This window comes from Nocardia sp. NPDC004278 (genome assembly GCF_053602975.1).
Genome location: NZ_JBSGEQ010000016.1, coordinates 1 through 21,601 on the forward strand (window position 1 = coordinate 1; position 21,601 = coordinate 21,601).

Consider the following 21,601-nt stretch of genomic DNA (forward strand, 5'->3'; position numbering starts at 1 on the left):
CCGGAGCCACCGAAGGTCTGCAGCGATTCGGTCAGGTACTGGTAGGCCCGCTCGGAGCCGACACCCTTGACGATCGGCAGCAGCAGATCGTTGACGCGGGCGGCCAGGTCGGCGTCCGCACCGGAAACATGCTGGGCCACATCAGCGTTCTGATGGGCGGCGGTGTATAGGTACACCGCGCGCAGGCCCTCGGCGTACGCCTTCTGCAGTGTCAGCGAACGCCGCACATCGGGGTGGTGCAGTATCGGTACTTTGGGTGCCGCCGGATCGGACATACGAGTCATGTCCCGACCTTGAAGTCTGGTTTTCGCGTATGCGAGTGCGTTCAGGTAGCCGGTCGACAAGGTCGCTGCGGCTTTGGTCCCGACCATCATGCGCACAGCCTCGATGATCTGGAACATCTGCGCGATGCCGTTGTGCACCTCGCCGACCAGCCAGCCCTTGGCTGGAATTCCGTGACCCCCGAAGGTGACCTCACAGGTGGCCGAGGCCTTCAGGCCCATCTTGTGCTCGACATTGGTGACGAAGACGCCGTTGCGCTCGCCCAGCTCACCGGTCGCGGGGTCGAAGTGGAACTTCGGCACGAAGAACAGCGACAGTCCTTTGGTACCTGGGTCGGCACCCTCCGGGCGGGCCAGAACCAGATGCATGATGTTCGGGAACAGATCATCGGAGTCGGCGGAGGTGATGAACCGCTTGATACCCGCGATGTGCCAGGAGCCGTCTTCCTGCTGAATTGCCTTGGTGCGGCCAGCGCCCACGTCGGAGCCGGCGTCGGGCTCGGTCAGCACCATGGTGGCTCCCCAGCCCTGCTCGACCACGATCTTGGCCCACTTTTTCTGCTCGTCGGTGGCGTTGTTGTAGAAGATGTTCGCGAAGTTCGTTCCCGCCATGCCATACATGTACGCAGCGGGCTGCGCGCCCAGAATGAGCTCGGCCACTGCCCAGAAGATCACTCGTGGTACCTCCTGGCCCCCGAGGTCGGTAGCGATGTCCAACCGGTCCCAGCCGCTGCTGCGCAGGGCTCGGTAGCTACGCTTAAACGACTCCGGCAATGTGATGCTGTGAGTCTCGGGATCGAAGACTGGCGGATTGCGGTCGGCGTCGGAGAACGACTCACCCAGCGGGCCCTCGGCCAGACGCTGGACCTCGCGCAATATCTGTCGGATCTGTATGGCATCGAGGGAGCCTGGTAGTTCGTCGAGAACTCGATCGAGACCGAGGACCTCGAAAAGATTGAACTCGAGGTCTTTGATGTTGCTCCTATAATGTCCCATTATGGCGCTGCCAGATCTTTCTATTTATTTTTCGATAACGTTGACGTAGATTTCGCACAGCCCCGGAGCCGGGCGGCGACGAACCCTTCCATCATGCCGCATCAATGACTTCGAGGTGGGCTGGGTTATTGATCTGGATTGGAGATTTCAGAGTGGCCAGATGAACCGTTTGCGAGGGTTGGGGGGGCATGTTTTGTGTTGTAAGAGCATCAGGGCTTTGCGCAGCTCGAGCCGGGTCGTTGCGGGTTCGATCACAGCGTCGATATAGCCGCGTTCTGCCGCGATCCACGGAGTGGCGATAGTCTCGTTGTATGTGTCGATCATCTGCTGACGTATCGAGTCTGCGTTTTCACCTGCGGCGGCGAGTTGTTTGCGAGCAACAATATTGATTGCGCTCTCTGCACCCATCACTGCGATACGTGCGTTCGGCCACGCGAGGTTGATGTCGGCACCGAGTTGTTTGCAGCCCATCACTGCGTATCCGCCACCGAAGGCTTTGCGGACGACCACCGTCACGATCGGCACCGTCGCTGAAGCAACGGCGAAGAAGAAGCGACCGCCGCGTTTGATCACTCCGATCTTTTCCTCCTCGACCCCTGGCAATACGCCGGGCGTGTCGACAACGAAGATCAGTGGAATATTGAAGGCATCGCACACCTGTATGAAGTGTGCCGCCTTGTCCGAGCAGCGGGCATCGATCGCGCCGGACAGCACTATCGGTTGATTTGCAACAACTCCTACCGCGTTCCCGTCGATACGCGAAAATCCGGTGATTATATTCCCGGCCCGATGTTCACCGATCTCATGGAACTCGCCGTCATCGAAGATCCGGAGCAGCACCTCGTGCATGTCGTAGGCGGCATTGTCTGCATCGGGAATAATCGAGTCGAGCTCACGATCAAAATCTGTTACCTCCGGCTCCAGACCTGGGTTGACCAACGGCGGCTTCTCGCTGCAACTGGAAGGAAAATACGAGAGATAGTTTCGCACCCATTCGAAGGCGGCGGCCTCGTTCTCGGCGACGTGGTGCAGATTGCCGTTCTCCGCCTGCTGATATGCACCACCGAGCTCGTCGATGCTGACATTCACACCGGTGACGTCGCGGATTACGTCGGGACCAGTGACGAACATGTAGGAATCTTTCGTCGCAACCAGCACATCGGTATTGATAGGTGCGTAGACGGCGCCCGCAGCGCATTTGCCGAGCATGATCGATATGCGCGGCACCACTCCAGACAGTGGGATGTGCCAGCGACTCATCTGTGCGTACCACGACAATGACGTCACCGCGTCCTGGATCCGGGCACCACCGGAGTCGTTGATGGCGATGACAGGACACCCCACCTTCAGGGCGAACTCCATGACTTTGGCGACCTTACGCCCGAACATCTCGCCGACGCTGCCGCCATACACAGTCTGATCATGTGCAATGACCGCTACGGAGCGATCGTCGATACGGCCATGGCCGGTGACAACACCATCGCCGTACAGTCCGTCGGAACTGCCTGGTTGCCGAACCAAAGCTCCGATCTCAATGAACGTGCCAGGATCGAGCAACGTATCAACCCGCTGCCGAGCGCTCGGGATACCCTTCTTCTCCCTCTTACGGATACCGTCCTCGCCAGCGGGCTCGCGCGCCTGGGCCAGCTTTTCATGCAGTTCGGCCAGCAGTTGCGCAGTTGTTTTCGTCACAAGTCCTCCGTCAGGTACTTCACGTAGGCAGCGCATCTCGAGCGCGCCGCCGACAGCGGCTTACACGACACCGCTGTATTGGCGGAACGTCGATCTGCTCGGTGAAAGCCACAACCGCACAACCAGATTGCGGTATCGGACACCCGCCATCGGCGACTATACTGCAAAAAAATCTGCGGTTTAACCGGCAAATACAAATACGTTTGCATGCCCGCGGGGTGTCGACGGATTGCGCAGACAGCTGTGGCCTGCCCCAATCAATGAGACCGTCCCGTATTAGAGTCCTTGTTGGCCCTGGTCAGGGACCCCGCGCCCGGTGACCTGGTGCATGTCGACATCAGGAAGCTAGGCGACACATCTACAATCACCACTGCGACCACACCGCACTCGGCGGACAGCAACCATCTCCACGATGGCGACATCGAGCCGGTCGCGGCGGGTCTGGTCAGCGTCATCGCCTCGTAGTCGGTGTCGAACGCGGTCTACAACGCAGGCTGGTCGAAGCGCTGCCCACGCAACCACAGATCATGCGCCCCGGTCCACGCGGACCGACCGGAATACACGATCCCTTGCCGCAGAAGCAGTTTCGACAATCGGCGCCGGGCCCGCGTCAGATCACCGCGCGCGTCCTCGCGGGCACGGACCAGATCACGAGCCGCTTCCTGGGCCACGGTCGGCACCGCCACCGCCACCATCTCGCCCAGCCGCAGCAGCCGCGCCAGATGCAGGGCGTCAGGGGCGTCGGTCTTGATCCGGTCCCCGGCGGGGCGTTGCAGATTCGACGGTGCAGCCACGATGGTGTCGATCCCGGCCGCGGTCAAGGCTCGATACAGACCGAACCCGGTCGGCCCGGCCTCGTAAACGACCCTCACCGGCCCCGCCAGCCCAGACAGCCAGGTGAGGATCTGTCCCGGATCCGGGCACAACCGCTGTCGCCTCAGCTGCCCGGTTTCATTGTCGATGCCACACGCCACCACCGATAACGCGTGCACATCCAGACCGACACTCGTACGCTCGATACTCACCGGAGGCCCTCCTGACCTGCAAAGTGGCTCTACCGAAGTGAGTTTCACCCCGGCAACCCACGCGGCTTTGCAGAATCGAGGCCTCCGGCTCCCAAACTCAGTGGGCCTTCATACCGTCTAGGACATGACCACGATCGTCTCGAGGTAGTCGGCATGGGCCACCAGTGTTCCGTTAGTGGCTTGGTTGCTGGCACTCCATACCGCTGACATGTCGTCGTGCAGTGCTGCCCTCTGTTGCTCGTCGAGTTGCGCGAACGCACCTTGTGTCGGGCCGTACCATTCGCGAAAGAACTCGACTGCATATTGGACCGTCGGGTAGCGAAAGGGCTGTGTCTTGCGGACAGTCTGGATACTCGTCGACCGCTCCGCGAACAGCTCTCTAATGCGTTCGGGCGTACCCCACTCGAACGGGGAGCGTAATCCGCCCGGAGAGGCGATGTACGTCCCGATGGTCGCGGCGTATTTGCCGACGACACCGTCCGGACACCACGCAGTGATCCCGATGCGGCCACCCGGACGAACCACCCGCTCCAGTTCGGTGGCTGCCTTTTGCTGATCGGGGGCGAACATGACACCGAATGTGGACATCGCCGCGTCGAATTCGCCGTCCTCGAAAGGCAGGGATTGCGCGTCGGCCGCCCGCACCTCCAGACTCAGGCCTTCGGCCGCAGCCAACCGTCTGCCCTGAACCAGCGAGTCGAGGACGAAGTCGGTGGCGATCACCTGGCAGAAACGGCGCGCGGCGGCGATCGAGGTGGTTCCGGTGCCTGCGGCCACATCCAGAACCCTTTCCTCCGGGTGGAGGTCGAGCGACTCGCAGAGTGACTCTGCATACAGCGGCGGGGTGTGTGCGGCTAGCTTGCCGAGGTCGCCCAACGACCATGCTTTCTGCTGTCTTTGAGTCAGGGAGGTGAATTCGGTCATGGAGATCACGGTACGAACGGCGCGACGTTATGTCTTCGCCTGTGCGGGCCAATCGGCTGCACCTTCGAGATGGCCCGAACAGGCCATGCGCCGTGGTTCGACAAACCGACGCGACCGGACGGTCTTGGGCATGATAGCCATGTGATAAGGACCGATGATCCGCTCCGGGAAGGGCGGGACCTTCTACGGCGTGGCTCATGGAAGCAGGCGCGAGAAGTATTTGCGGCGGTACTGGAATCATCACCGGATGTGGCCACTGAGGCAGCGGCCGCCGAGGGGACCGCGATGGCTTCTTGGTGGCTCGACGAGCATGTCGAGATGACCCAGCAGTACGAGCATGCGTACCGCTGCTACCGGTCCACGGGTGAGGACCTCGGCGCCGCCCGGGTGGCGGCCTGGCTCGGGGCCGCCGCAGTGCAGTTCCGCGGCGAATCGGCCATAGCCCAGGGCTGGTTTCAGCGGGCATGGCGGTTGGTGGCGGATTTGCCGGAGAGTGAGGAGCACGGGCTGCTCGAGTTGTTCGAGGGAATGGCCGCGCGAGCACGCGGCGCGCTGATCGCGGCATCCGGGCACGCCGAACGAGCGATGGCGATCGGCCACCGTCTGCGCTCGCCCGACTTGGAGCTGCAGGCCATGGCGCTCGGGGGCATCATCGAGGTGAGCCGCGGCCGTATCGCGGAAGGGATGCGGCTGCTCGATGAAGCTGCCGCTGCCGCGCTTGCCGGGGAGGTTCGAGAGGTCGCCTCGGTCTGGATCCCGTCCTGCTATCTGGTCCAGGGCTGTGAGCAGACCCGCGACTGGGAACGAGCCGAGCAGTGGTGTGAGCGCGTGATGGACTTCTGCAGCCAGTTCGACATGGGGTCGCCGTTCGCGTGGTGCCGCACGCACTACAGCACGGTTTTGTTGTGGCGCGGTGCATGGGACGAAGCCGAGACGCAGCTGCTGCAGGCTATCAGTGAGTTCGGTGCACAACAGTCCCGGTTTATTGCCGAGGCGTGGGCACGGCTCGGTGAGTTGCGCAGGCGACAGGGACGATGGATCGAAGCTGCCGAACTGTTCGAACGCGGTAAGTTTACGCTGGCTGCCCGCATCGGTCGGGCCGATCTCCTACTCGACCAGGGGGATTCGGTCAACGCGCTCGCCGCTGCGCAGCGCGTACTCGGCGGCCTGGCCGACGACGATCGGTTGGGGCGTTGCGTCGGCCTCGAGGTCTGCGTCAGGGCCGCTGCTGCGGCCGGGCGCTCCGACCTGCTCGAGGACGCCGTGGGGGAGCTGACTCGGATCTCGGGGGACGGAGCCGGTGACGTGGTCGATGCCACCGCGCTGTGGGCACGGGGGCTCGGCTGTGCTGCCAGCGGCGACCATGACCAGTCAGATACGTTGCTCAGCAAGAGTATTGAGCTGTTTCAGCGCACCAGAGGCTCCTACGAGGCTGCCCGGGTCCGTCTCGACTTGGCTGCGGTGTTGATCGCTGCGGGACGGCGCGTCGCGGCCGCCGCGGAGGCACAGTCAGCAGCGCGCGTGTTCGACCATCTAGGCGCCGCCGCGGACGCCCGCCGCGCCGGCACGCTGCTTGCGCAGGCTCAGCAGTCCGCCGACGGTGAGCTCACCGGCCGCCAGATGCAGATCCTGCGGCTGCTAGCGGTCGGGTTGACCAACCGGGAAATCGCCGAACGCCTGGTGCTCAGTGAGCACACCGTCAAACGTCACGTCGCCAATATCCTTGCCCGGCTTGATCTGCCATCTCGCGCCGCTGCCGTGGGCCACGCCTCCCGCATGAACATGCTCTAGTCGGTCGAGAACACTGATGGCACGTGAGGATCGGGGCAAGCGGGGAGCTATCGAAGTGGTTCACCACGATCCGCGCGGCGATCAGCGTCAACTCATCGTCGTCGGAACCAACGGTCAGCCGATCGAGCATTACCGCCTCATATACGCCCACTGCCAGCATCGACAGCCAGCCGATACCAGCACGGGCATAACCAGTTTCGGCGCAGCCAGCACGCCCTAGCGACCGGCTCGAGCCGGTTGCGGGGAAATCTCGCATGGCCGGTTCTGAGAGGGCGGGGGTTCAGCAATGGACCCCCGCTACCGACCAGTTCATGTCCGGCATGGTTGCTGGCCAGCCATCGTGGCTTGTCATCAAACCCGCCATTTAATGGCTGACGTCAACCAACGAAACCCACGCTAGTAATCGATATTACAGCCAGAACTGGGCAGAATTTCAATGTATCCGCAGCTCAGAGGCTCACCTGAACCAACGACACCCAACGCTGGCAACTCTTGACAACGACACCCATCGCACCCTAGTTCGATGTGAGTACATGGAGTTACCCATGTACTCACGAAATCAGTTGTCACTGATCGCACACGTGGTGATCAGACGCGCTCCAGCACCGCCGATGCGCCGATTCCGCCTGCGGCGCAGATGCCGAGGAGGGCGGCGGTTTTGCCGGTGCGGGCCAATTCGTTGGCCATTGTGGTGACCATGCGGGCGCCGGTGGCGCCGAAGGGATGGCCCAGGGCGACCGAGCCGCCGTGCACATTGAGTTTGTCGATATCGACCTCGCCGACCGCGGTGTCGCGATCGAGACGGGTCTTGGCCCACTCGTCGCTGTTCAGTGCGGCGAGCACGGACAGCGTCTGGGCGGCGAAGGCCTCGTGGATATCGACGAAATCGATATCGCCCAATGACATTCCGGCCTTATCGAGGGCGCGCGGCATGGAGATGGCCGGGCCGATCAGCACCTGATCGGTCGGGTCCACACTGACATAGCTCCACGAGCGGAACGCCGCCAGCGGCCGATAGCCGAGGGCATGCGCGGTCTCCTCGCTCATCAGCAGCACCGCTGACGCACCGTCGGTCAGCGGGCTGGCATTGCCCGCGGTCACGCTGCCGTCGCGGGCGAAGACCGGCTGCAACCGCGCCAACTTCTCGACGCTGGTACCCGCGCGCACCAGTCCATCGCGGATGATATCCGCGCCGTCCGGCGTGCGCACCCGCAGCACCTCGTCATCGAATCGCCCCGAATCGATGGCCGCGGCGGCACGGTGATGCGAACGTGCCGCGAATTCATCCTGCTCCGCGCGGCTGATCCCGTGGATGCGGGCCATCTTCTCCGCCGACTCTCCCATCACCTCACCGGTGGTGCGTTCGGCGATCTTCGGTCGACTCGGCAGCAGATCGGTGAACGGCGCGAGCTGACGCGCCGCCGCGAGATAATCCTTCGGCTTCGGCTTGCCCAGTGCCAGCGGCGCTCCGGCGTGCACCAGCTTCTGCGGCAACTTCACCTCGGCATTGCTGGTCGAATCACTGCCTCCGGCGATCATGATGTCGTATTCGCCGCGCTCGATCGCCGCGACGGCCGAGGTGATCGCCTGCAGTCCGGAGGCGCACGCCCGCGTCACCGTGTACCCCTCGCACCCGGCGTCGAGACCGAGATCCAACGCGATCTCGCGCGCGATATTCGGCGCCGCACTCGGCAGGATCACCCCGCCCCACACAATGGCCTGCACCTGTGCACCGGGCAGCCCGGTCCGCTCCAGCAGCCCGTGCACCGCGGCATCGGCCAACGCGATCGAATCCATCCGCGTGTAGTCGGTGAACGCCTTGATGAACGGCGTGCGCGCACCGGAGACGATGACGGCACGGCGAGCAGCATTGGTAGCCATGGGGTTTGTCCTCCTCGAGAGACCTATTCCCCAAACTTACTCGGAAGTAAGTTCAACGTCCAGGCCGGCGTACCCGGCTCAGCGATCCCCTCCATCTGCCGCTGAGCCGAGACGCCGCACACCCGAAACGAGCCTGCGCTCAACCGGTCCCGGCCTGCGGCGCGCCGTTGCGCAGCAGACCGGGGGCGCCCGTCCCGGCGAACGCCCCTGCTCATTCCGGAACCCGCAAGGCCGACGTCGACACCCTTCCGGCGCAAGGAAACGATAGCAATCTTTCCATTCGTTTTTCAAATCTTTTCTATGAAGTTGTCTTTTCACCCAAAAGAGCTCTAGCATGAGCCTCACTATGCAAAGCCCTTCGGAGCTGTCGCGACATAAGCGCTTCGGCCGAATCATCAAGGAGCGCCGAGACGAACTCGGCCTGACACAGATGCAGATCGGCGATCTGGGAGGGCCCTCGGCGCCGACGATCCGCAAAATCGAAGATGGCGACGCGGCGATCAGCACGCACACCCTGAACAAGCTCGACGCGCCGCTGCGCTGGCTGCCCGGCAGTGCGGCCCGCACCTACGCGGGCGGCGACCCTGCCGCCCGCGAGGGCGCGGCGCCTGCCGCGAGCACCGACGAGTCAATCGTCTCCGGACCCGATTCGATCCGCTTCGAAATCTCGGATCTGACCGGGCTGCTCGCGGCATCGGGTCGGCTCAACGACGCGGTCGAACGCGTCCGGACCACCGAACCCCGACTGCTGTCGGCCATTTCGGAGCTGAACGACGTCGTCTCTCGACTGTCCGCGCGCTATGCCACCGCGATGCTGGAACGCAACGGTGGTCCGGGCCGACCCCTGCACCCCTTGGTCGCCATGGCGTTCTCCCATCTGCTCGACGTGCCAGCCGAATCGAACGATCCCGCCGAACTACTGGAACGCCGCTATCGTCGCTGGCTGGCCGGGCGGGTGGAGGATGTGGACGCCGGCACCGAGGCCAGATTCCGCGCGCGCTGGCTGGCGGCCAATCCGGGTGCGACATCGATTCGAAACGGCAAGAAGTAGAGGGCGACGCAGATGACCGACGAGGCGACGAATCGAGCGCGACTGACGCTCAGCCACAAGGTGAATCGACTTTTCGCGACCGTGCACCCGCGTTCGGAGCCCGAGCGCACGACCGCCTCGGTCGCCGAACAGGTCGGCATACAGTTGGCCCGCACCGTCCCGGCGGATCAGCTCGACCGGTTGCGCCGAGGTGAATTCGACTCCGCACCAGTCGGATCCGACCTGCTCGCCGCGATCGCCCAGTGTTTCGGGGTGAGCTCGGACTATCTGACCACCACCGGCGCCGCAGCGGCCGCGATCGATCGCGAACTCGAACTGCTGGCCACCATGCGTGACGCCAATGTTGCCAGCATCGCGTTGCGCGGGTCCGATATCGATCTCACGGCGTTGACCACACTCATCGAAAGTACGGACCAACCCATGCGGTGACCGCGGATCGGGCAGTTCCAACGGCTGGGTAGCATCGTGAGCTACCCGCATCGCTGTAGGAGATCGCCACGAATGCCCGGTATGGAGAACCGGTTCCGGGAGGTATCCCGGGACGTACCGATACCGTCCCCCTGGAATCTGAGCACCTACCTCGACGCCGTCGCCGAGCATCGAGGCCGCACCATCACCCTGCAACCGGTGGACACCGCACTGCTCGCCGGCACCGGCTGCGGCACCGGCAGCGGCCTGTGGATTGCCAAGCGCGACAGCGACATCATCGTCTACGGCGCCGATACGACCGAATGGCATGCCGAACACATCATCGTGCACGAACTGGGCCACATGCTGCTCGGCCACGGACCGGAATCGGCGACCGAGCCATCGGCGCCGACCCCGCGACCGCTGTCGGCCATCGCCGAACTGCTGCCATCGATCTCCCCGGAGTCCATCGCATATGTGCTGGGGCGCAGCGATTATGAATCCGCGCGCGAACGCGATGCGGAGACCTTCGCCGACCTGGTCATGCTGGCGGCCATGCGCCCGCAACGCCGAGATTCCTTGCTGCACAGAACCTTTTTCCGAGACCGACGGCGCTGATCGCCCACGCGACAACCGCATCGGGAAGCCGATCCGATCCGGACAGCAGGTCCCGCAATACAAAATCTCCGGGCACCCAGCTGATCGGCTGAATGCCCGGAGAAGCAGGGGGAGCCTACGCGAGCCGGATCAGGCCGTAGTCGAATGCATGGCGACGGTAGACGACCGACGGTCGGTCGGTCTCTTTGTCCTGGAATAGGAAGAAGTCGTGGCCGACGAGCTCCATCTGGTAGAGCGCATCGTCGACCGACATCGGGGTCGCACTGTGGACCTTGGTCCGCACGATGTGGCCGGGACCGGCCGCGTAATCCTCAGGTTCGGTTTCGGCGGGCCTACGGCCCTCGACCTCGGGATGGTCGTGCGCTGCCGCTGTCTCGTTCAGCGGCGCGAACAGCGAATCGTCGATCAGATCAGCGGTAGCCTCCGCGACCGATACGGGCGTCTTGTCCCCGTAGTGCACCCGGCGCCGATCCTTCGTGCGGCGCAATCGACTCTCCAGCTTGCCGGTTACCGATTCGAGGGCAGCGTAGAAGCTGTCCGCACAGGCCTCCGCCCGGACGACCGGGCCCTTGCCGCGCGCGGTGATCTCGACGCGCTGGCAGGCCTTGCGCTGACGACGGTTGCGCTCGTGGAACAACTCCACATCGAAGAGGAAGATCGACGGATCGAAGCGCTCGAGACGGGAGAGTTTCTCCGCGACGTAAATTCGAAAATGGTCGGGAACCTCGACATTGCGGCCCTTCACCACGACATCGCCGCGAGGCGCTCGAGGTCGGTCCGCTGCGGGTTCGGCTGTCTCCTCCAGGGTGCTGTCAGCCAGCACCGAGGACTGGGCCTCTTTAACAGAGGGGGCAACTTTCACTGAAGGTCGTGAAGAAGTCGTCACGCGTACCTCCCGGATATGGCCGCACAGACCAACGTGCGTGCGGCGGGATTAGCCGTGCCGATTGACACTCTCTCGGCACATGATGTCCGAGGCGCCACCTCCAAACTCCCGGTTCGGGTGTGTGATCGCGACGCTAGTACGCCAACGAGCGGTCCGCCAGTGTTCACGCAAATTTCCCGGAGTCAAGCCGAACACGTCACCAACACGGCACATACCTGCACCCGTATCCGGCCGAGCGCGCGGACCGATTCGCGGGCCGTCGCGCCGGTCGTCAGCACATCGTCGACCAGCACGACCTCGGCATTCCCGGGGATCTCCGGTACGGCACCGGCACCTGGCGCGGCCACTACGTGACCGCGCATATTGTGTTGGCGCTCACTGACTGTCAAGCCCACCGAATCCCGCACACCCCACCACACCCGCAACATCGGTACCACCCGGCAATCCGGCAGCCATCCCGCCGCCGCCCGCGCCGTCCGGACCACAGGATCCCCGCCGCGACGTCGTGCGGCCGCCCGCCGACTCGGCGCCGGGATCAGCACCAGTGGCCGCGCATCGGCGCGCAGCCGCATCAGACCGGCCGCCAGCGCCAGCCCCAATGGCTCCGCGAGATCGCGTCGCCCGCGCTCCTTCATCGCGAGCACCGCCCGTCGCGCCGGACCCGCGTACGGACCGAGCGCCCAGCACGGCACACCGGGATCGGTGCGCGGTCGCACCCGCATCGGCGTCCGGGCCAGCGTCGCCGCACATTCCGCACACCAGCCGACCCCGACCGCACCGCATCCGGCGCAGTCCGTGGGCAGGATCAGATCGAGCAGTGTCCGCATCGCACGAGTCTGCGCCCACCCACCGACAGGTTTACTCCGGCCGAATGTCCTGTCTCAGTACCCGTTTCGCCGCCGCCGGTCAGCCGGGCAGTACCGGGACCGAGTTCTCGCCATTGAGGCCGGGTACCTCGCGCCAGAAGCGGTCCGTGGTCTGGTCGCTGTACTGGAGTTGGAGCACCGCGCGCGAATCTCCGACATACTCGGCTTCGGGCGAGGCACTGACCACCCGAACGGGCGCGGTCAGATTCTGGCTGATCTGCGGGGTCGGCTGCGATCCGTCGATCGAAACAGTTGTCAGCGGATCGACGTTGCCCTCCCTCGCGATGACGATGGTTTCCGCGGTAAGCCAGCTCAACGACACCGCCCGGGTGCTGAGTGTCAGTGCTAGCTGCAGCGGCGAGGTGAGCGCGTACTTGCCGTCCGGGCGCCGTTCGACCACCGCGACATAGACCTTGCCGTCGGCGATGAGCGCGGCGCGCACGCCGGTGCGGGAGATCCGTAATTCGGTAATCGGCAGTCGCAGCGACGACCCCTGTGTCGAGGCCATCAGCGCCGAGATATCGACCTCCTGCACCGAGACCGTCCCGGTGCCGCGATCAGTGACCGCCCGGATGACCCGCTCGCCATCGATGACGGCCCAGGCCGCGGTGCCATCGACATTCCACGACGGTCGGCTGATCGTCGAACCCTCGGCGACCGGGAAGGCATTGCCGCCGTAGCTGCCGACCATCAGTGTGCGCGGCGGTCCCGGCGGGGGACGCCCGGCGTCGGCGACCGCGGCGACCAGTTGTCCGTCCGGCGAGAGCGCGACCGACTGCAGATTGTTCACCGCGCCGAAGTAGCCGGGCGGGGTGATCATGCCGCTGTCGGTGACCTGTACCAGCGAACCGTTGCGCAGGGCGTGCAGCCCGATCTGGTTGCGCCCGAGCACGGCGGGGCTGAGCTGTTCGACGTCGGCGACCGACCATCCGTTGGCGGCGAAGCGGTCATCGAACGGTTTGCCGTCGGCGAGCAGCATGTACGGGCCGAGGATTTCGGCACCCGCCAGCGTGAGCACCACCTGTCCGGCCAACAGCTCCTTATCGCGTGGGGACAGTCCGGAGGCGTTCGCAAAATCGATGCGCACCCCGCCGAGTCCCACACCGACGTCGGTGTCGTCGTTATTGGGCTTGGTGATCGGGCCGCGCAAGGTCACCGGTGGCGCAAGTTCATTGCGCACCACCGCGGCGAGTGCGGGCTGTGTGCCGTCGGCGAGCAGGCTGAGCAGCCGCTGGGCCAGCTGGTTCTTGGCCACCGAGATCCAGCGCAGATCCGGGATGAGCGCGGCGCCGGACGGGTCCACGAAGTACAGCACGTAGCGGCGGTAGGACTTGGCGAACGCGGTCTGCTCCATCACCACGCCGTCGGGCAGCTCATCGATGCGCCATTCGCCGTCGACCTTGGTCATCTCGATCTTGTTTTCCAGCGGCGCGTCGATCGCGCGGTAAGCACCGTCGGCGGCCAACTCGCCGACCTTGTGCGCCCGGATCACATACGTCGCCTTATCGCCGGAGCGCGATTCGCGCAGCGTATCGGCCTTGTCCACGATCAAGGTGCCCGCGGAGTCGTCCCACTGCGCCGACGCCGACGGTGTCATGTACTGCCTTGCGGCCAGGTGCCGATTGGCCGGATCGGCGGTGGCCTGCAGGAAGTCGCGCAGCAATAGGTCCGGATCGCGACCGGCGATGGGCGGCGGCGGGCCGTCGGAGGTGGGCTGGCGATTGATGGTGCCGAGCGCCTGGGGTGCGGAGGATTCCGGCAGGCTCGCGCATCCGGTGAGTACCAGCAACGCCGCGGCCGCCGCGGCGCCGAGCGCGGACAGCCGCAGCGACGTGCGCCTCGGATACCAGCTACGCATCCTCATGACTGTACGTCCCCGCCGTCACCGGGCACGCTGTGCCCGGCCTGCCGTGGTTCTGCGCTGTCGGCGTCGAATGCGGCCTCGTCGGCCACTGATCCCGCGCCGTTGCTGGCGCTCGGCGCGCCGCCGTTCGAGTCCGAATCGGCGTCCATGGAGTCTTGGGCGGCGATCGGGGGCACGTCGGCACCGTTCGTCTCGGCCCGGTGCACCGAAGCCAGCTCCGTGACGGTGCCCTCGGTGGCCGGTACCGGACCGGCCGGTTCGGTACCGGCTCGCGCCCCGGGCAATGCCTTGCGCAGTCCCGGTTCCAGCGGCAGCGGGCTCGCGCCCATCTTCTTACCGCGCACCAGCGGCAACGTCAGCCGGAAACTCGCGCCGATGCCGATTTCGCCCCAGGCCTCGAGCTTGCCCTCGTGCAGATTCGCATCCTCGACGCTGATCGACAGACCGAGTCCGGTGCCGCCGGAACGCCGCATCCGCGACGGGTCCGAACGCCAGAACCGGTTGAAGACCAGCTTCTCCTCACCGGGCCGCAGGCCGACACCCTGGTCGCGCACGATCACCGCGACCGCATTGGCCTCGACATCGCCGCGCATCCGGATCAGCACCGGCTTGCCCTCACTGTGGTCGATCGCATTGGCGAGCAGATTGCGCAGCACCCGCTCCACCCGACGCGGATCGACCTCGGCGACCAGCGGCTCCTCCGGCATGTCGATGACAACCTCGACACCGGACTCCTTGGCCAGATGGCGCACGGTGGAGATCGCGGCCCGCGCGCACATCCGCACGTCGAGCGATTCGACCTGCAATTCGGCGACACCGGCGTCGTGGCGACTGATCTCGAGCAGGTCGTTGAGCAGACCCTCGAACCGGTCGAGTTCGGTGACCAGCAGTTCGGAGCTGCGCGCCAGGGCCGGATCCAGATCGTCGCTGCTGCCGTGGATGAGGTCGGCGGCCATGCGGACGGTGGTCAGCGGGGTACGCAGTTCATGGCTGACGTCGGAGGTGAAGCGACGCTGCAGATTTCCGAACTCCGCCAGCTCACTGATCTGGTTGGACAGACTCTCCGCCATCTCGTTGAAGGCCTGGGCCAGCCGCGCCATATCGTCCTCGCCGCGCACCAGCATGCGTTCCTTGAGCCTGCCGTCGGCGAAGCGGCCCGCGATCCGCGCGGCCGAACGGATCGGCAGCACCACCTGCCGGGTGACCAGCGCCGTGATCGCGGCCAACAGCACCAGCAGCACGATGCCACCGATCATCATGGTGCCGCGCATCAGCGATAGGCTGCGCTCCTCATTGGCAAGCGGGAAGATCAGATAGATCTGCAGCGTCGGAATCTCCGCGCTCGGGCTGCCGATGATCAACGACCGGCCGTGATAGCCGTCCGGATCCGAGACCGTGGCGAACTGGTAGCTGACCTGGTTGCGCGCGACGAATCGGCGCAACTCCTCGGGCACCTCCTGGATCGGCCCGGTCGAGATCAGCTGCTGCGGAGTGCCGCCGACCAGGCTCAGCGCCGAGTCGAAACTGCCTGCGACACCGGTGGATTGGCCGGCCCCGCCGCGGTTGGACAGCGCATTGCGCGCATCGATGAGACGCTGCTGCTGGGTGCCGATATCGTGCACACCGGCCAGCTGGCTCTCCACCGTATTGCGGGCGCGATCCATCTCCTCGACCGCGCCGTTGATCTTCGCGTCGATCAGTCGGTCGGTGATCTGACTGGTCAGCACCACGCCGAGGATCGTGATGACGATCAGCGACAGCGTGAGTGTGGACACGATGACGCGCAACTGCAGCGAACGCCGCCAAACATGGCCGAGTGCGCTGCCGACTTCCTTGAGCCAAGCCACCACCGGCGCGAGGGATCGTTCGATGCGCTGCACCACTGTGGGCGGGGCGGTCGAACGATCCGCGTCGCCTCCGATCACGGGGGTCCGGCCTTGTAACCGACACCGCGGACGGTCAGCACGATCTCCGGGTTTTCGGGATCCTTCTCGACCTTCGCCCGCAGCCGCTGCACGTGGACGTTCACCAACCGGGTGTCGGCGGCGTGCCGGTAGCCCCAGACCTGCTCGAGCAGCACCTCACGGGTGAAGACCTGGCGCGGCTTGCGGGCCAGCGCCACGAGCAGATCGAACTCCAGCGGCGTCAGTGAGATCTGCGCGCCACCGCGGGTCACCTTGTGAGCAGGCACATCGATGACAATATCGGCGATGGAGAGCAGTTCGGCGGGCTCCTCCTCGGTGCGGCGCAGGCGGGCACGCACGCGGGCGACGAGCTCCTTGGGCTTGAAGGGCTTGACGATGTAATCGTCGGCCCCGGACTCCAGACCGAGCACGACGTCGACCGTATCGGTCTTCGCCGTCAGCATGACGATCGGAACTCCCGAGTCGGCCCGCAACACGCGGCATACGTCGATGCCGTTCATGCCGGGCAGCATCAGGTCCAGCAGCACCAGATCGGGGCGGAGTTCACGAACCGCCGCCAGCGCCTGCGTGCCGTCGCCGACCACATGCGGGTCGAACCCTTCCCCGCGCAAGACGATCGTGAGCATCTCAGCGAGTGCCATATCGTCGTCGACGACCAGAATCTTCGGCTTCATAACTACTATGTTGTCATCTCTCGCGCTCGGAACGGGCCGCCACGCCAACACTGGTGCAATCCCGCCGCACATCCAACCTTATCCGGCAACAAATTCGGCCACTCGAGCAGCCAGCGTCGCCGGATCGTCACCGGATCGGTATCTCCACCACGGCCCGTACCAGTCCCGTTCGGCCAGCTCACGGTACACCTCGCCGGTGCGCCGCTGTAGACCGCCGTCGCGTTCGTAGGCATCGAGGGCACGGGTCCGGTCGAGTTCGCCACGCAGCCGGGCACGCTCGGCCGCAACCTCGGTCGGCACGTCCAGCAACAGCTGCAGCATCGGCACCGGCAAATCGAAGCGACCGAACTCCAATTCACCCACCCAACGCACGATTTCACCGTCGGCCGACTGCTGCATTCGCGCGGCCGAATACGCGGCGTTGGAGGCCACGTAGCGATCCAGGATCACGATGTCATTGTCGGCCAACAGCTTCGACAGCTCATCACGCGCGCCCGCCCGATCCAGCGCGAACATCAGCGCCATCCCGTGTACCGAATCGGCGAGATCGCCATGACCACCACGCAATGCCTCGGCCGCGAGATCCGCGTGGATCGAGCGCCCGTAGCGTGGAAAGGCGAGCGTTTCCACGCGCAGGCCCTTGGCGCGCAGCTCCGCGGCAACGCCATCGATCAGCGTCCGCTTCCCGGCGCCGTCGAGACCCTCCACCGCAATCAGCACGAATCCTCCGCCAAATCAATTGCCGCCTCGGCCCGTCGGCCCATATCGGGCCGACGGGTAACCCTACTCAGTAGCGGTAGTGGTCGGGCTTGTACGGACCCTCGACATCGACGCCGATGTACTCGGCCTGATCCTTGGTGAGCTTGGTCAGCGTGCCGCCCAGTGCCTCGACGTGGATACGCGCGACCTTCTCGTCCAAGTGCTTCGGCAGGCGGTAGACCTCGTTATCGTATTCGTCCGGCTTGGTCCACAGCTCGATCTGGGCGATCACCTGGTTGGAGAAGCTGTTCGACATCACGAACGACGGATGTCCGGTCGCATTGCCGAGATTCAACAGCCGCCCCTCGGACAGCACGATGATCGACTTGCCGGACTCCTTGAAGGTCCACAGGTCGACCTGCGGCTTGATATTCAATTTCGTTGCACCGGAACGCTCCAGCGCCGCCATATCGATCTCGTTGTCGAAGTGACCGATATTGCCGAGGATGGCCTGGTCCTTCATCGCCTTCATGTGGTCGAGGGTGATGATGTCCTTATTGCCGGTCGAGGTGATGACGATATCGGCCTGGCCGATCGCCTGCTCGACGGTGACCACGTCGTAGCCGTCCATCAGCGCCTGCAACGCGTTGATCGGATCGATCTCGGTGACCTGCACCCGGGCGCCCTGTCCCGCAAGCGATTCCGCGCAGCCCTTGCCGACATCGCCGTAGCCGCAGATCAATACCTTCTTGCCGCCGATCAGCACATCGGTGCCCCGGTTGATGCCGTCGATGAGCGAGTGGCGGGTGCCGTACTTGTTGTCGAACTTGGACTTGGTGACCGAGTCGTTGACATTGATCGCCGGGAACACCAGCTCACCCGCCGCCGCGAACTGGTACAGCCGCAGCACGCCGGTGGTGGTCTCCTCGGTGACGCCCTGCACCGATTCGGCGATCTTGCCCCATTTGGTCTTATCGGTTTCGAAGCGCTCGCGCAGCAGGTTCAGGAAGACCTTGTACTCGGCCGAGTGGTCCTCATCCTCCGGCGGCACCACACCTGCCTTCTCGAACTGCGCGCCGCGCAGCACGAGCATGGTGGCGTCACCGCCGTCGTCGAGGATCATGTTCGCGGGCTCACCCGGCCAGGTCAGCATCTGCTCGGCGGCCCACCAGTACTCCTCCAGGGTCTCGCCCTTCCAGGCGAAGACCGGGGTGCCCTTGGGCTCGTCCACGGTGCCGTGCGGGCCCACGACGACGGCCGCCGCGGCGTGGTCCTGGGTGGAGAAGATGTTGCACGAGGCCCAGCGGACCTCGGCGCCGAGCGCGGTCAGGGTCTCGATCAGCACCGCGGTCTGGATGGTCATATGCAGCGAACCGGAGATGCGCGCACCCTTGAGCGGCAGCACCTCCGCGTACTCGCGGCGCAGGGCCATCAGGCCGGGCATCTCGTGTTCGGCGAGGCGGATCTCCTTGCGGCCGAATTCAGCCAGCGACAGGTCCGCCACCTTGTATTCGATGCCGTTGCGGACATCGGCGGTCAGGGACGTGCGTGCGGGAAGTTCTGAGGTCGTCATCTGCCTCTATCAGCCTCTCCTGGTTCGTCAGTACCGACACAAGGCTAGTCGCTGCCGGACCAGGTGAACTACGCGGTCACGCCGTAAGTCATCAGGATCCGGCGGCGCTTGCGCGGCTGAATATTCGCCAGGGTGATGTCGCCGCCGTAATGGGCCAGTACGCGGTGATCCATGATGGCGCGCCAGAGCGGCGGAACGGCCGCGAACACGATCATGGACAGGTATCCCGCGGGCAGCTGCGGCGCCTGCATCGAACTGCGCAGGGTCTGGTAGCGGCGCCCCGGGTTGGCGTGGTGATCGCTGTGCCGCTGCAGGTGGAACAGGAAGATATTGGTGACCAGATGGTCACTGTTCCAGCTGTCGCGCGGCGAACACCGCACGTAGAGGCCATTGGGGCGGCGGGCCCGTAGCAGTCCGTAGTGCTCGATGTAGTTCACCGTCTCCAGCAGCATGACGCCGATCACCGCCTGCAGCGCCAGATACGGCAGCACGCGCCAGCCGAAGACCGCGAGCAGCGTGCCGAACAGCACCACGCTCATCGCCCACGCCTGCAGGATGTGGTTATTCGGACTGAACCAGCGTTTGCCCTTGCGAGTGAGGCGCTCGCGTTCGAGCCGGATGGCGGAGCGGTATCCGCCGGAAATGCTGCGCGGCAAGAACTCCCAGAGCGATTCGCCCAGCCTGGCGCTTGCCGGATCCTCCGGCGTCGCCACCCGCGCGTGATGGCCGCGGTTGTGCTCGACGAAGAAGTGTCCGTATCCGGACTGCGCGAGCGAGATCTTGGCCAGCCAGCGCTCCAGATTTTCGACCCGATGCCCGAGTTCATGCGCCGCGTTGATGCCGATACCGCTGACGAACCCGAGAGTCATTGCGAGCCCGAGCTTGTCGACCACGGACAGATCGTCGCCCGCCCACATATAGGCGGCGATGAGTAGGCCGATCAGCTGGACCGGCAGGAACAGATAGGTGCACCACCTGTAGTACCGGTCGTTGGACAGCAACTCGTAATCCTCATCGCGCGGATTGCTGCCATCCTCACCAACGGCCCAGTCCAGCACGGGGATCACGATCAGCACGATGATCGGCCCGATCCACCAGAAGACCGGCGCGCCGGTATGCAAGACCAACTGTGATGGCAGCAATGCGATCGAAGGCGCGACCAGTCCGAGAACCCACAGATGGCGTTTGGGGTCGGGAGACCCCGCCGGTTTGCCAACCGTTTGCACGTTTGCCCCGCTAAGTAAGTACCCTAACTCCGACGCATGACAATACATACAGACTTTACGACCGTTACACAGCGGCTCGCCGTTGAAAGGCGTCAGCAGTTAGATGCCTGCCGGTTGGTTTTTAAGCACCTTCACATGCGACCACAATCACGGCACACTCACCGCAAACCGTCAACTTCCCAATGATGGGATCAGTGCTGTTCTTGCGACGCAAGAATAGCCTCGACGTACGGACTGAAAACTGCACTCAATTCGGCGGGTGCGTTGCGCCCGGGCGCCGGCGGCGTCGGGATATAACTCAGCGCGATCCGCACCAAAGCCTGGGCCAGCACATCGGATTCGGTTGCCGTCGCCTGCACCCAGCTGTGCTGGAAGGCGATGGACAGCCGCGCGGTGGCGTGTTCGAGCAACGGCTCGGCATCAAGGGTGATGAGCCGCAATAGATCCAGCTTCACCTCACCGGCGACCAGCGACTGCACCAGCGGATCGGCGGCGGCCGCCTGGAAGAAATCGCGCAGCCCCTCCTCGAATGCGGCGCGCGCGTCGTGAATGTTGCCGTCGATCGCGGAGCCGACATGATCGACCAGATCGTCGGCGAGGCGCAGCGCATAGGATTGCGCCAGCCCGGCGCGCGAACCGAATTCGTTGTAGAGGGTCTGCCTGCTGACTCCGGCCCGAGTGGCCACATCGCCCAGGGTGATTTTCGACCAGTCCCGCTCGGTCAGCAGTTCGCGCATCGAATCCAGGACAGAGGTGCGCAGGAGTTCCCGCGCCGCCTCCTGATAGGAAACCCTCGGTCCGGTGCGCGGCATACCCGCGAGGTTGTCACGGGTGGTTGCCGCAGTCAAAATTCACGACCGTTCGATCTCGACCATGTAGAAGTCGGCCTTGGCCGCACCACAGTCCGGGCAGGTCCAGTCGTCCGGAATATCGTCCCAGCGGGTGCCCGGTTCGATTCCGTCCTCCGGCCAGCCCTTGGCCTCGTCGTATTCGAAACCGCACTGGATGCACTGGAACAGCTTGTATTCACTCATTCTTGTATCCACTCATTTCGGAACTCCCAGAGGTTCGAAGTCGATCTTCTCGCGGACACCACAATCAGGGCAGCACCAGTCGTCGGGAACCGTCTCCCACGGCGTACCCGCCGGGAACCCTTCGTGCGGTGCACCTTTCAGCTCGTCGTAGACGTAATCGCATACGGGACAACGAAATCTGCTCATG

At 64.6% G+C, this 21,601-nt stretch carries 19 protein-coding genes and 1 pseudogene; 4 read left to right on the forward strand and 16 right to left on the reverse strand.

The features are described 5' to 3' along the window. The 4 genes and pseudogenes from ACWEO2_RS23790 to ACWEO2_RS23805 all read right to left on the reverse strand — a co-directional run. On the reverse strand, nucleotides 1-1,277 hold a 1,277-nt coding region (locus ACWEO2_RS23790), incomplete at its 3' end, for an acyl-CoA dehydrogenase family protein (RefSeq protein ID WP_452407319.1). A 147-nt stretch (nucleotides 1,278-1,424) separates the two neighbouring features. Beyond that, nucleotides 1,425-2,969 carry an acyl-CoA carboxylase subunit beta gene (locus tag ACWEO2_RS23795; RefSeq protein WP_452407320.1) on the reverse strand — a complete coding sequence of 515 codons (1,545 nt, stop codon included), beginning with the start codon at nucleotides 2,967-2,969 and terminating at the stop codon, nucleotides 1,425-1,427. 372 nt (nucleotides 2,970-3,341) lie between these two features. Then, nucleotides 3,342-3,994: pseudogene (locus tag ACWEO2_RS23800) on the reverse strand (IS110 family transposase); the annotation flags it as partial. A 117-nt stretch (nucleotides 3,995-4,111) separates the two neighbouring features. After that, on the reverse strand, nucleotides 4,112-4,918 hold the full coding sequence (locus tag ACWEO2_RS23805) for a class I SAM-dependent methyltransferase (protein ID WP_452407321.1): 807 nt from the start codon (nucleotides 4,916-4,918) through the stop codon (nucleotides 4,112-4,114). 387 nt (nucleotides 4,919-5,305) lie between these two features. Here ACWEO2_RS23805 and ACWEO2_RS23810 point away from each other — a divergent pair, with 387 nt between their 5' ends. Continuing rightward, nucleotides 5,306-6,709: a LuxR C-terminal-related transcriptional regulator gene (locus tag ACWEO2_RS23810; RefSeq protein WP_452407322.1), complete on the forward strand. Its 1,404-nt coding sequence runs from the start codon at nucleotides 5,306-5,308 to the stop codon at nucleotides 6,707-6,709. Nucleotides 6,710-7,297: 588 nt separating this feature from the next. On the opposite strand, the gene ACWEO2_RS23815 is transcribed toward ACWEO2_RS23810, so the two are convergent. After that, the gene (locus ACWEO2_RS23815) at nucleotides 7,298-8,590 is read right to left on the reverse strand and encodes an acetyl-CoA C-acyltransferase (protein ID WP_452407323.1); all 1,293 of its coding nucleotides are present in this window, start codon (nucleotides 8,588-8,590) and stop codon (nucleotides 7,298-7,300) included. Nucleotides 8,591-8,924: 334 nt separating this feature from the next. Between ACWEO2_RS23815 and ACWEO2_RS23820 the strand changes: the two genes are divergently transcribed. The 3 genes from ACWEO2_RS23820 (at nucleotide 8,925) to ACWEO2_RS23830 (ending at nucleotide 10,667) form a co-directional block, all read left to right on the forward strand. Beyond that, nucleotides 8,925-9,641 (forward strand): helix-turn-helix domain-containing protein, encoded by a 717-nt coding sequence (locus ACWEO2_RS23820; protein ID WP_452407324.1) that lies wholly within the window; start codon nucleotides 8,925-8,927, stop codon nucleotides 9,639-9,641. Between the two features lie 12 nt (nucleotides 9,642-9,653). After that, entirely contained in the window at nucleotides 9,654-10,070 is a 417-nt protein-coding gene (locus tag ACWEO2_RS23825; RefSeq protein ID WP_452407325.1) for a hypothetical protein, read from the forward strand. Between the two features lie 72 nt (nucleotides 10,071-10,142). Further along, nucleotides 10,143-10,667 carry a hypothetical protein gene (locus ACWEO2_RS23830; RefSeq protein ID WP_355177005.1) on the forward strand — a complete coding sequence of 175 codons (525 nt, stop codon included), beginning with the start codon at nucleotides 10,143-10,145 and terminating at the stop codon, nucleotides 10,665-10,667. Nucleotides 10,668-10,782: 115 nt separating this feature from the next. Here the strand turns inward: ACWEO2_RS23830 and hpf are convergent, their stop codons facing one another. From hpf to ACWEO2_RS23885, 11 genes are all read right to left on the reverse strand, one after another. Beyond that, complete coding sequence (gene hpf / locus ACWEO2_RS23835; protein WP_452407326.1) at nucleotides 10,783-11,490, reverse strand: ribosome hibernation-promoting factor, HPF/YfiA family; 708 nt, start codon at nucleotides 11,488-11,490, stop codon at nucleotides 10,783-10,785. 245 nt (nucleotides 11,491-11,735) lie between these two features. Continuing rightward, complete coding sequence (locus ACWEO2_RS23840; protein ID WP_452407327.1) at nucleotides 11,736-12,380, reverse strand: ComF family protein; 645 nt, start codon at nucleotides 12,378-12,380, stop codon at nucleotides 11,736-11,738. 79 nt (nucleotides 12,381-12,459) lie between these two features. Continuing rightward, on the reverse strand, nucleotides 12,460-14,277 hold the full coding sequence (gene lpqB / locus ACWEO2_RS23845; protein ID WP_452407328.1) for an MtrAB system accessory lipoprotein LpqB: 1,818 nt from the start codon (nucleotides 14,275-14,277) through the stop codon (nucleotides 12,460-12,462). A gap of 2 nt (nucleotides 14,278-14,279) precedes the next feature. Further along, complete coding sequence (gene mtrB, locus ACWEO2_RS23850) at nucleotides 14,280-16,130, reverse strand: MtrAB system histidine kinase MtrB (protein WP_452407455.1); 1,851 nt, start codon at nucleotides 16,128-16,130, stop codon at nucleotides 14,280-14,282. Between the two features lie 74 nt (nucleotides 16,131-16,204). Further along, nucleotides 16,205-16,882 (reverse strand): MtrAB system response regulator MtrA, encoded by a 678-nt coding sequence (gene mtrA, locus ACWEO2_RS23855; RefSeq protein ID WP_433200345.1) that lies wholly within the window; start codon nucleotides 16,880-16,882, stop codon nucleotides 16,205-16,207. 78 nt (nucleotides 16,883-16,960) lie between these two features. Then, the gene (locus ACWEO2_RS23860; RefSeq protein WP_355177002.1) at nucleotides 16,961-17,602 is read right to left on the reverse strand and encodes a dTMP kinase; all 642 of its coding nucleotides are present in this window, start codon (nucleotides 17,600-17,602) and stop codon (nucleotides 16,961-16,963) included. Nucleotides 17,603-17,669: 67 nt separating this feature from the next. Beyond that, nucleotides 17,670-19,154 (reverse strand): adenosylhomocysteinase, encoded by a 1,485-nt coding sequence (gene ahcY / locus ACWEO2_RS23865; protein ID WP_355177001.1) that lies wholly within the window; start codon nucleotides 19,152-19,154, stop codon nucleotides 17,670-17,672. Nucleotides 19,155-19,222: 68 nt separating this feature from the next. After that, the gene (locus ACWEO2_RS23870; RefSeq protein WP_452407329.1) at nucleotides 19,223-20,380 is read right to left on the reverse strand and encodes an alkane 1-monooxygenase; all 1,158 of its coding nucleotides are present in this window, start codon (nucleotides 20,378-20,380) and stop codon (nucleotides 19,223-19,225) included. A gap of 191 nt (nucleotides 20,381-20,571) precedes the next feature. Beyond that, nucleotides 20,572-21,192, reverse strand: coding sequence for a TetR family transcriptional regulator (locus ACWEO2_RS23875; protein ID WP_452407456.1), 621 nt, complete (start codon nucleotides 21,190-21,192; stop codon nucleotides 20,572-20,574). Between the two features lie 39 nt (nucleotides 21,193-21,231). Then, nucleotides 21,232-21,414, reverse strand: a complete 183-nt coding sequence (locus ACWEO2_RS23880; protein WP_062984220.1) for a rubredoxin — start codon at nucleotides 21,412-21,414, stop codon at nucleotides 21,232-21,234. 12 nt (nucleotides 21,415-21,426) lie between these two features. Next, nucleotides 21,427-21,600, reverse strand: a complete 174-nt coding sequence (locus ACWEO2_RS23885) for a rubredoxin (protein WP_354959580.1) — start codon at nucleotides 21,598-21,600, stop codon at nucleotides 21,427-21,429. Nucleotide 21,601: the final 1 nt, after the last annotated feature.